The following is an 11,098-nucleotide window of genomic DNA, read 5'->3' on the forward strand; positions in this document are numbered from 1 at the left end:
AATTAACGCCACTTTCATAATATTTGATGAATAATATTTATTATAAAAATCAACAGTTTCTTTGTGTAATGAACTATCAGCTTTATCGCCTAACGTTTCAAGGTTACCAATTAAGAATCGATTAGCTGGGTGTTCACCCATCATTTTACGTGCAAGTTTAAATTGGCCAAAAAAGTCCATTTCACGACGCATTGACCACTCAGCATTCACTGCGTTTTTTTCTTTTTCTGTGTATTCTGGGTAAAGCTTAGGGGCTTTAAAAAAGTCTGAAAAGCGGTCTAAGCCTTCATCAAACGCATCGTTATTAATTTTAAACATGTAGTTTGTAATATCGAGCCACGTATAGGCATTATGCGCTCCGCCGTTTTTAGTCATAAAATCAGAGTACCCTTTAGTGTCAGGGTAGCGCTCAGTGCCTAAAAACAACATATGTTCTAAATAATGCGCCATACCTTGCTGGCTCATTGGGTCGTGCAGCAGGCCGACGCCGACACTCAATGAAGCAGCCGATTTTTCTGCGCTTGGATCAGAAACTAAAATCACTTCAATATCATTGGCAAGTGTTAGTGTTTTATATTCACGGTTATCGTTAGGACTGACAACAAGCGTTGGTGATAAAAGTGACGTTTGTGGTGATTGAGTAAGTGTGGCGGTATTCGAACAACCGCTTAATATTGCCAGTGCAATTGCACTTAAGCCGATGATGTGTTTCATTTTAGTTATATCCATTGCTGTTAAATATGGGCTTAGTGTTATAAAAAGACTAAATCACTTATAAACTACCATTATCAATTAATACTATGCTACTAATTAGCACTTAATTGTGTAACACATTGTGAATAGTTAATATAAATAATAAGGTAAGTTATGGAAAAGATAATAATAATAGCCATGTTCGTTCAGGTAACACTTTCATTAGTTGTGATGGTAATAATGGGAAAACGACGTTTTGCGGCGGCTAAAAACAAACACATACAGTTAAGTGACTTTGCTGCTATGCGACTTGATAATGCGGGCGATCATGTCAGAGTCGCTGATCGTAATTTTAGCAATCAATTTGAAATACCTGTGCTTTTTTATGCGGGATGTTTGCTTGCTTTACAGCTTAATATGGCGAGTGTCCCTATTGCAGTATTGGCGTGTATATTTGTAGCGACACGCATTATTCATAGCCTCATTCACCTTGGTAGTAATCATTTAAGAGCCCGTTTTAGAGTATTTTTGCTAGGCTGCTTAGCTGTGTTTGTAATGTGGGTAATGTTACTGGTGAGCGTACTTTACAACTAGGGTCTGATGACCTTTCAAGGTTAAATTTGCAGCAGTCTGTTTGGTATTTAGGCAAGGCAGAGCCTATGTGGTGTGGTTATTCCCCATAAATAGGCGATAACGCAGCATCAATGCCAAACAGGCGCTGCCCTTCGGGTTCTGCCTAGGGGCGGTTTACTCTTTGTTGCCTACATGGATGTAGGTAAGGGGCGTGAGCAGGACGCGGAAGCTTTGCTCGGTTTTTACTTAGCCCACTAGGTTACAAACCTCGCGCCGCGATTAAACCGCCCCTAGTTTGAACAAATTGTAATCCGCAAAGATCAACAGACCCTAACTAAAAAAACGGCGGCTATGATAAGTCGCCGTTATTTTTACGGCTTATTTAGTGCGTTTTAACCTAGGTGCTACAAGCAATAGTGCGCCTAATAACCATGCCATACTGCCACTAGAGTCTGAACTTTGTGGTGGTGTCACTTCTACGTTATCAATTAATGTATTCTCTTTAGGTGTTAAATTTTGTGCTGAATTAGGATCGTCATCAAGCACAACCACCGTTTGTATTGATACTAAGTTTTGATTACTAATAACCACATTTTCATCTGAACATTGCTCTTTAGTAATACCAACCAATGGTACCTCTGCACAATGAACTAAGGCCGCTATTTTATCTAAAGTTTCTTGGCTTTGTGCTGTTATTTGTCCGAAAACGGTAAACCCACCATTTTGTAAATCTAAGTTTTGGCTGTTATCACTCATATTAAAAAACCATTGGCTAGTGGCGCTGTTTTCGTTGCCGCCCTGCTTTGCCATGGCAATTGTGCCTTTTACATTTGAGTAAACAGGTTCGTTAATAACCGCTGGCTTGGTTGTAATGGGATCCATTTTGTCAGAAAAAGTAAAACCTCCTCCTTGAATGACAAACTTATCAACAGAGCGGTGTATTACTGTTTGGTTATACGCTGCATCATTAACATAACTTAGGAAGTTTTCTACTGTTTTAGGTGTTTGTTGATCAAACAAGTTAATTTCTATCGTTCCTTGGCTCGTTTGCATTTCGACTATGGTTGCTGCGCTTGAAAAGCTCGCTGCAGTTAAAATTGACGCTAAGATAAGCTTCTTCATTATTATTCCTATTTTTTATTGTCATTAGGCGTCATAGAGTAGTGTTATTCATTTTATAAATCGATACATAAGCACTTAACGCTACAATTCATATCAAAGTAATTACACTGCAGTTACAACTGTTTACATTTTAATTTTAAACACGTGATGGAGAGTTAATTGTCTGAGTGCCTTGGTGTACATCACGGTGACTCTTTTTTAATTAACTTTAAGCCTAGCAAGGTACTTAAAAAGCCCCTTATCAATCACTCTTTTTTTGTTATTATCAGCCTACACAGTGATAGGAGTAAATATAATGGCAAACAACACGACTATTTGTGACTTTGGGCTACACCAAGGTGAACCATACACTCAAGTTCCCGTCAGCTTTTTGAAATGGATGATTGATGTAAATCATCAAAAATCTCAATACGCACATGATGAGCTCGCACGCAGAAAACGGGTTGTAGAGCAGCAACGTGAAGTCTCATTGGCTGAAAAATATGAATAAGTGCGTTTTTTTAACCTCGAACTAGTTTAAACTAGCCGCCTACTATACTGAGTTTTGTTAATCGATAGGTATTTTATGCGTACTCTTGTTTTTCTCATTTTATTTCTTGGTTTATATGGCTGTGCCAGTGACTCTGTCAATAAACCTGCAGCACACTATTTAACTGTTCTTCATACCAATGATAATCATGGTCGCTTTTGGCATAATGAAAAAGGCGAATATGGTATGGCTGCGCGTAAAACCCTAATCGACCAGCTAAGAGCCGATGCAAAAGCACAAGGGCATCAGGTTTTATTATTATCAGGTGGCGATATTAATACCGGGATTCCTGAATCAGATCTACAATTTGCTGAGCCCGATTTCAAAGGCATGTCGAAAATTGGCTATGACGCAATGGCACTAGGTAACCACGAGTTTGATAATCCATTAAGTGTATTAAGACAGCAACAGCAATGGGCTAATTTCCCTCTTTTATCAGCTAATATCTTTGATAAACAAACTAATGAAACTATCTTTGAACGTTATAAAATATTCAACAAAGGCGGCTTAACCATTGCTGTAATTGGGTTAACAACGACAGACACCGCTAAAATTGGTAACCCGCAATACATTGGCCACTTAGATTTTAAAGATCCGGTTGAAATAACCGCCTCACTTACCCAAACATTAAAAGCAAAATACAATCCTGACATTACCATTGCGGTAACGCACATGGGGCATTATGTAGATGCCAATTATGGAATAAATGCTCCAGGTGATGTTACGCTTGCCCGCTCTTTAGATAAAAATGCCCTTGATATGATTATTGGTGGCCATTCCCAAGAGCCAGTGTGTATGGCTGCAGAAAATGTCACAGATGAGAATTTTAAGCCAGGTTTAGCCTGTAAACCTGATCGACAAAATGGAACCTGGATAATGCAAGCCCATGAATGGGGTAAGTATGTGGGTAAAGCGGAGTTTAAATTAGAAAACGGTCAATTATCACTGCTAAGTTATCAATTATTGCCCGTTAATTTATACGTAGATAAAAAGCAAAAAGACGGTAGCGTAAAATCCGTACTTGCTGCAAATTACATTAAACCAGATCCAGCGCTACAAACCTTTTTAGCGGCGTACCAACAAAAAGGGGCAAAACAAATTGAAGGTAAAATTGGCTTTGTGAATGACAGACTCGAGGGTGATCGTAACAAAGTACGCTTTGAGCAAACTAACCTTGCTCGCGTTATTATTCAAGCGCAAATGAATACCGTAGGTGCCGATTTTGGCATTATCAGTGGTGGTGGTGTTCGCGATAGCATCAATGCGGGTGACGTGAGTTATAAAGACATACTCAAAGTACAGCCTTTTAAAAACCGTGTCGCCTATATCGATTTCAAAGGCAATGATATTTTAACCTATTTAAATGTCGTGACACGTTTTCCACCAGACTCTGGTGCCTATATGCAATATCACAACTTAGCCTTTGAACTTAAAGAGGATCAAGTAACTAACGTGTTCATCGCCGGCAAGCCGCTTGATATAAACAAAACATACCGCATGAGTATTAATGAATATAATGCTTCTGGTGGCGATAGTTACCCTAAAATTACTCACATGAAAGGATTCGTAAGCACCGATGAAACGGACGCTCAGGCATTAAAACGATTTTTTGCAGAGCACAGCCCTGTTGATGCACATGAGTTTGCACCTAAATAGTAATCTGTATTGAACAGTGATGAGTGTCATCGATATAGCAATGGCATCATTGATATAGCAATGGCACACATCATTCAGGTTTATATGATCACCAAGCTAATTTAGGCGCACTTAAGTCAAGCGCACTTCAACCCACAAACCTCTTACACTATATTTAAGTTGGTAGCTCTTTTAATCAGAGTTATGGTTAAGTAGCAAAGCACGATTACTTTCCTATTATTTCTATATTTCCTTGACCCACATTTGCTAACCCATAACTGTGCATTCGTGAGCGTGAGCCCTCTCCAAATGCTTTCGGTGGGTAGTATAATCCCTTTTGTTCAGGGCAATCATTTAACACGTCATCCAGTGCCGCACGAATTTCACTCAATGTTTTCTCTAGACTGTTATTAAAGTTTGGACGTTTTCTTACTGTATGACCAAGCTCAACTAAACGATAGAAATATTTATTGGCAAGCTCTATCAATTCCTCGGGTACATTCTTGTTATGATTAAGCTTGATCTCTGGATTGTTAGTGCAATATTCCACAAGCGCTAAATAAAAACATAACGGTTTGTTTGCCAAAGCTACTTGGTGCTCCAAAGAAACGCTACTCGATAATGTTTTACTTTTTAAATCAATAATCAGGGTTAATGGTTTTGACTCTGTAGTATTTGATTCTGCGTGAACAACCTGTTTTTCATCACTTTTTTTAATATAGGCTAATTTTATTAGGTATGTTAGTAATATGCTAAGAATAAAAAGCATCCCATAAATAGCTACCACATCACCCGTAAAATACGGCTGTCTCAAAGAGAAAACGATGAACACCACACCATTATTACTATTTAACTCTCGAATAAACTCTGTGTAAGTTTTTAAAGAAGCATCAAATTCATGCTGTGGCGTTATAGCTACAACCTCAATACCGGTACTATCAATAAAGGTGTTTAAGGTTTGAATATAATTAAGTAAAGCTGCTTTATTACCTGAGTGTTTAAGCAGCTCATTAGATAAATCTAACAAAGGTAAGTCTAAAGCGATTCGTTTTTCTATTTGTATTATTTGTAATTTATTTACTTGCTGTTGTTTTTGCATTGTCGAAATATAAAAAACAGACGAGAAAACCAAGAATAAAAAAATTGTGCATATTATCCATATTAACCTATTCATTACGATTCCCCTATAAAGGTAACGGGGTAACTGTTGCACTGCCAATATGGCTCAACATCTTGATAATATTGAAACGATTGTTCTTTAGACATACTCAATAAGTGAGACTGTACAGCACAGAGTAAATCAGTATTGTTATGCTGCATTTTTAAGTACCAACGGGTGCCTGCCACATTACTACTAATAGGCGTAATATAATTTTTTGAAAAACGCTGACTGTCACTTTCTCTCCAAAAAGAGGCAATAAGGTCTACTTTCCCGTTCGCCAATAATTCTCTCAACTCATTGTGTGAACTCGCATAGGTTATTTTTAGCTGAGCAATGTTTAGGCCTAGCTCTTTAAAGGCTTGTTTGGGTAAAATGTGTCCTGAGCGACTCGTTGGATAATCTAACAGACCGATTTTTTTATCTAAAAAATATTGTTTGCTGATCTTAGGTTTTTCTTTTGAAGAGATAAAAAATGCAGTGTAATCAGAAAAGCCAACCACAGGCTGATAATTGTAAGTAGTCTCGGCTCTAAACGCTTCCATAATATTATTTTTCGCTAAAATTAAATCTGCAATACCTTTACCTACAAACTCTAAGCTATCAACGGTTCTATATCCCCAATAGCCAATGACAGAGCCATATTGCTTTGCCACAACTTTATCATCACACAAGTTTTTAGTAAGTAATTGAGCAACGTATTTTGAGGGGGTAAATACTATAAGTTGACTCTTATTAGCCGTTGCCGTTGTTTGACATGTCGTTGATGTCTCTATTATCACTGGGAATGTTATATCTTCTTCGCCCACAATAACTTGACCTGAAAACCAACTTAGCAACACGCCCAGAAACATAAATGTAACAATTGCTGTTTTATGCAACATTAACTTCTTAATATTCAAAAAACACCCGTTTAAATTAGAGTAATAGCTCATTTGAACAATTTTAATTACTTATTACAACAGGTAATTTTACCCGTCAAACCCAAACCATTGAATAAAAACAACTTTAAACAAGAAAATATGAATTTTATTGAGTCCTTTCTATCAACTAAAAAAATGAGGACAATTGACCTTATCAGCGTTTACAAAATAAATATCACACTACTAGGATGCTTCAATGTACAAAAATGTAAAATATTCGCTTTCTTTATCACTTTTAATTAGTGCAATATTTGCAAGCACAGATTGTAATGCTTGGGGCCAAAACGGGCATCGTGTAGTGGGTAAAATTGCAGAGTCGCACATAAGCGAAACTACTAAGACTGCACTTATCCCCTATCTCAACGGCGAATCTTTAGCTCAGATTTCAACATGGCCTGACGAAATGCGATCTGCACCAGGTGACTTTTGGCAAAAAAAATCATCTCGTTGGCATTACATTAATGCTGATGACAACGCGACCTTTAGTTTTGACCACGACCACACTAAACACAAAGAATCAGTAACAAACATATTAGAAGGCATTCACTATTCAATTAAAGTATTGAAAGATGATAAATCAAGCCTTGCGGCCAAACAGTTTAGCTTGCGTTTTTTGGTGCATTTAGTGGGTGACAGCCATCAACCATTTCATGCAGGAAGAGCAGAAGATAGAGGCGGCAATCGCGTTAAGGTTTCTTTTTTTAACCAACAAACCAATCTTCATAGCTTATGGGATACCAAACTAGTTGAAAACGAAAACTTATCTTTTACTGAATACGCTCAGTTTATAAATACCAACAACAGCGAGCTAATTAGTGAATATTTACAAAGTACACCAACAAGCTGGCTTGAAGAGTCGCACAACTTAGCCCTAAAAATATATGACTCAACAGAAGAACAGATTAGCTACGACTATATCTACAACAACACCCCTATTGTGAAAACACGCTTGCAACAAGCGGGAATTCGCTTGGCTGGATTGTTAAATACATTATTTGATCCTGCTAACACGCAATCAAAAATGGCCTTAACACAGCAAACACAAAAATAAATTTAGTTTCTAACTTAAATCATCTACATGGGAAATCAACATTATGACTAAGCTTCGCCTTTCGAAATTAACTGGGGCTGTAATTCTAGCTCTAGGAGTTTCAACAAGCGCTATGGCTGCTGACACTTCATCTGCAATGCGTGGTAAAATAACCACACCTTCAGGTGCGAGCGCTGCAAACGTTAAAATTAAGGTTGTTCATCAACCAACTGGCACAATTAGTGAACTAACGACCAATGAAAGTGGTACTTTCATTGCGAATGGTTTGCGTGTTGGTGGACCTTACACTGTGATCATCGACTCTGATACGTTTAACGATACCACCGTTGAAAACATCTTTTTAAACCTTGGCGAAACTTACCGATTAACATCGCAATTAGCGCCGCTAAACATTGAAAAGATTGAAGTCTCTGGTTATAAAATTGTACAACAGTCAGGTGGCTCTAGTAGTACGTTTGGCGAAGATACTATCAATAATATGCCTAGCTTTAACCGTGACATTAAAGATATCGCACGTTTAAATCCGCTTGCGAGTATTAATGGCAGTGGTGAGCTAACTTTTGCTGGTAGCAACCCACGTACGAATGGTTTAACCGTAGATGGTATTGGCCAAAATGATGACTTTGGTTTAAGTTACGGCGGCTACCCGACTTCACAGCCTCCAGTAGCCCTTGATGCAATTGAGCAAATATCTGTTGACGTTTCTCCATTCTCTGCCTCTAAAGGTAACTTTGGTGGTGGTACTATTAACGCGGTAACTAAGTCAGGTACTAACGAACTTAAGTTTTCTGGTTTTTACGAAACATCAACACCTGATATTGCTGGCGATGTAGACAGCATATCTCAAGTGTTTGCTGATAACCGCCCTGTTTTAGATGACGATGGTCACCGCACATACATTGTTGAACAAGTAGAACCTAACCAAACTGAAAAACGCTACGGTTTTAATGTTGGCGGCCCACTTATAGACGATACCTTATTTTACTTTGTTAACTACAACAAATGGTCTAGCGAACTAGATTTAGACTATGGCTTTGAAGGTTCAGGCGCAACCAACGAATACGACGTTAGCGAAGAAAGCTATAACCGTTTCCTTAATATTCTAAATAACGAATACGGCTTAACAGACTCTCTTGGTGGCGACCCTAAAGACACCAACGAAACATTACTTGTAAAATTAAGCTGGAACATTGCTGATGATCATCGCTTAGATTTTACCTATCAGTGGCAAGATGACAAAGATGAAACAAACTTTGGTACTGGAGGCACATCAGTTCAGCTTGCGTCAAGTCGTTATACCTACGCAACCAAGTTTAATAACTTTGCTACCAAGCTATATTCAGATTGGAACGAAGACTTTTCAACTGAAATCGGTATTGCATACAAAGATGTATCATCAAGAAGCTTAACAAATTCTGATATTGGTAGTGTTAAAGTTGAAGAATACTTCCGCGGCCCTTCTTATGAATTTGGCACCGATGAGTTTCGTCATGCCAATAGCTCAGCAACAGAAAACTTAACACTTTCTCTTGATGCCACTTATTTAATGGACGAGCATGAAATAAACTTTGGTATGCAATATGAGTCGTTAAATTTATACAACCTTTTTGCAGCTAATTCACTGGGTTCATGGGAGTTTGATAACTTTAATGGTTTTGAAAACCGTGAAGTAGGCAACTTCAGAGGCGAGTATGACTTTAGTTACAGTAATGCTTATACAAATAACCCGAACGATACTGCTTACGATGCAACTCGTAATCAATTAGCGCTTTACATTGAAGATACTTTTTATGTTGGTGATGATTTAGAAGTAACGGCAGGTGTTCGTTATGAGCGTTTATCTTCTGATGATAAACCAACACTCAATGAAAACTTTTTAAGCACCTATGGTTTTAGTAACCAAGAAAACCTAGATGGTTTAGATATCATCCTACCGCGTATTGGCTTTAAGTATTACGCAACTGAAGCGTTAACAGTTAACGGTGGTGTAGGTCGTTTCCAAGGCGGTATTCCTAACGTTTGGTACAATAACTCATTCCAAAACGATGGCATTACATTTGTAGATGCACCACAAAGCGTTATTGACGATTACTATGCTAATAATCAAGCTGATATCACTCAAGTACCAGACGCTATAAAAGGTTCTTTAGTTCAAGGTGCAGGTAGTACAAACTATGTTGACCCAAATTTTGAACTACCGTCAAGCATCCGTGCACAACTTGGTTTTGAATACGACTTTGATTCTGAATTACTGGGTGAAGGCTTTAAATGGCAAGCAGAAATTGCTTATCATAAAAAAGAAAACGAAGCTGTGTGGCATAACACTGCGATAAAACCTGTAGGTGTTGCAGCCGACGGCGAACGTATCATCTATGAAAGTATTTACAGCGGTGATTTAGCTGATAACTTTGATATAGCAATGACTAATTCAGCAGAAGACGGTCGCTCTGTTATTATTTCAACAGCACTTGCTAAAGAGTGGGAAAATGGCCTTTATATTTCAGCAAGTTATGCACATCAAGATGTAACAGAAGCGTCTTCAGGTTCTTCATCACGTGCACAAAGTAACTATCAATACAATATCACTAAGAGCCGAAATGAAGACTTTGCTGCTCGTGGTGCATATGAGGTTGAACATAGCTTTAAAGTTAACTTAGCGTATAACACTGAGTTCTTCAGTGGCTATGCCACAAGGTTTAATGTGTATTTCGAACGTCGTTCAGGTCGTCCATTTAGTTATACTATGGGTATGTTCAGAAATGGTGATTTAGGCGACTCTCGTGACTTTAACTCGAGTTCAGCTTACTTAGCATATATTCCTACAGGTCCAGAAGATGCAAACGTAAATTGGGATCGTTCTAGATTGTCATGGGAAGAGCTTGAAACCCTATTAAACCGTGCGGGAATTTCTGAGCGTGGTCAAATCCTAGACCGCAATTCAGGTACTCAGCCATGGGTTACCACTATGGATATTAGCGTTAAACAAGAAATCCCTGGTTTTGCAAAAGGTCATAGCGGTGAGGTTTACTTTATGATTGATAACTTTGCAAACTTGTTAAACAGTGACTGGGGCGTAGAAAAACGCCTAGGTTTCTCAGACCAAGCTGTTTATGACCTTGCTGGCTTAGATGATGATGGACGTTACATCATCAATGCTAGATACAACGGCGCAGATGTTCGTAACTACAGCCAATATCAAACTAGCTCGTCTGCTTGGCAAGCTAAAATTGGTGTTAGCTATAAGTTTTAATACATAGCCTGTACATCAAAAACTCGTAAAATTAAAAAAGCCATTACATGTATGTAATGGCTTTTTTTATGGAAAGAATCACTTTTCATCTGTTTGTCATAAAAACTACTTACTATCTACTCGGTAAAATATTGAAGCATAGATAAAATGCTAAATTTAATAA

General features: G+C 38.1%; 9 protein-coding genes. 5 read left to right on the forward strand and 4 right to left on the reverse strand.

Translation table 11 applies throughout. The features are described from left to right. The coding region (locus tag A9479_RS18665) for an insulinase family protein (RefSeq protein ID WP_197487277.1) at positions 1-714 on the reverse strand (714 nt) is incomplete at its 3' end. Between the two features lie 153 nt (positions 715-867). Between A9479_RS18665 and A9479_RS18670 the strand changes: the two genes are divergently transcribed. Then, positions 868-1,287 (forward strand): MAPEG family protein, encoded by a 420-nt coding sequence (locus A9479_RS18670; RefSeq protein WP_028834120.1) that lies wholly within the window; start codon positions 868-870, stop codon positions 1,285-1,287. A 357-nt stretch (positions 1,288-1,644) separates the two neighbouring features. Here A9479_RS18670 and A9479_RS18675 read toward each other — a convergent pair whose 3' ends face one another. Then, positions 1,645-2,388, reverse strand: a complete 744-nt coding sequence (locus A9479_RS18675) for a peptidylprolyl isomerase (RefSeq protein WP_013463156.1) — start codon at positions 2,386-2,388, stop codon at positions 1,645-1,647. A gap of 295 nt (positions 2,389-2,683) precedes the next feature. Between A9479_RS18675 and A9479_RS18680 the strand changes: the two genes are divergently transcribed. Next, complete coding sequence (locus tag A9479_RS18680) at positions 2,684-2,878, forward strand: hypothetical protein (protein WP_028834121.1); 195 nt, start codon at positions 2,684-2,686, stop codon at positions 2,876-2,878. Between the two features lie 75 nt (positions 2,879-2,953). Continuing rightward, on the forward strand, positions 2,954-4,573 hold the full coding sequence (gene ushA / locus A9479_RS18685) for a bifunctional UDP-sugar hydrolase/5'-nucleotidase UshA (RefSeq protein WP_028834122.1): 1,620 nt from the start codon (positions 2,954-2,956) through the stop codon (positions 4,571-4,573). A 205-nt stretch (positions 4,574-4,778) separates the two neighbouring features. On the opposite strand, the gene A9479_RS18690 is transcribed toward ushA, so the two are convergent. Together A9479_RS18690 and A9479_RS18695 are read right to left on the reverse strand one after the other, a co-directional pair. Beyond that, a complete protein-coding gene (locus A9479_RS18690) occupies positions 4,779-5,726 on the reverse strand; it encodes a hypothetical protein (RefSeq protein ID WP_064664251.1) in 948 nt (315 codons plus the stop codon). Then, positions 5,726-6,595, reverse strand: a complete 870-nt coding sequence (locus A9479_RS18695) for a hypothetical protein (protein WP_064664252.1) — start codon at positions 6,593-6,595, stop codon at positions 5,726-5,728. Before A9479_RS18695 ends, A9479_RS18690 begins: the two co-directional genes overlap by 1 nt. 235 nt (positions 6,596-6,830) lie before the next feature. Here A9479_RS18695 and A9479_RS18700 point away from each other — a divergent pair, with 235 nt between their 5' ends. Together A9479_RS18700 and A9479_RS18705 are read left to right on the forward strand one after the other, a co-directional pair. Next, positions 6,831-7,685 carry a S1/P1 nuclease gene (locus A9479_RS18700; protein WP_064664253.1) on the forward strand — a complete coding sequence of 285 codons (855 nt, stop codon included), beginning with the start codon at positions 6,831-6,833 and terminating at the stop codon, positions 7,683-7,685. Between the two features lie 43 nt (positions 7,686-7,728). Further along, complete coding sequence (locus A9479_RS18705) at positions 7,729-10,935, forward strand: TonB-dependent receptor (RefSeq protein ID WP_064664254.1); 3,207 nt, start codon at positions 7,729-7,731, stop codon at positions 10,933-10,935. Positions 10,936-11,098 lie beyond the last annotated feature (163 nt).

This window comes from Pseudoalteromonas sp. MQS005 (genome assembly GCF_001661605.1).
In the GTDB taxonomy this organism is placed as follows: domain Bacteria; phylum Pseudomonadota; class Gammaproteobacteria; order Enterobacterales; family Alteromonadaceae; genus Pseudoalteromonas; species Pseudoalteromonas tetraodonis.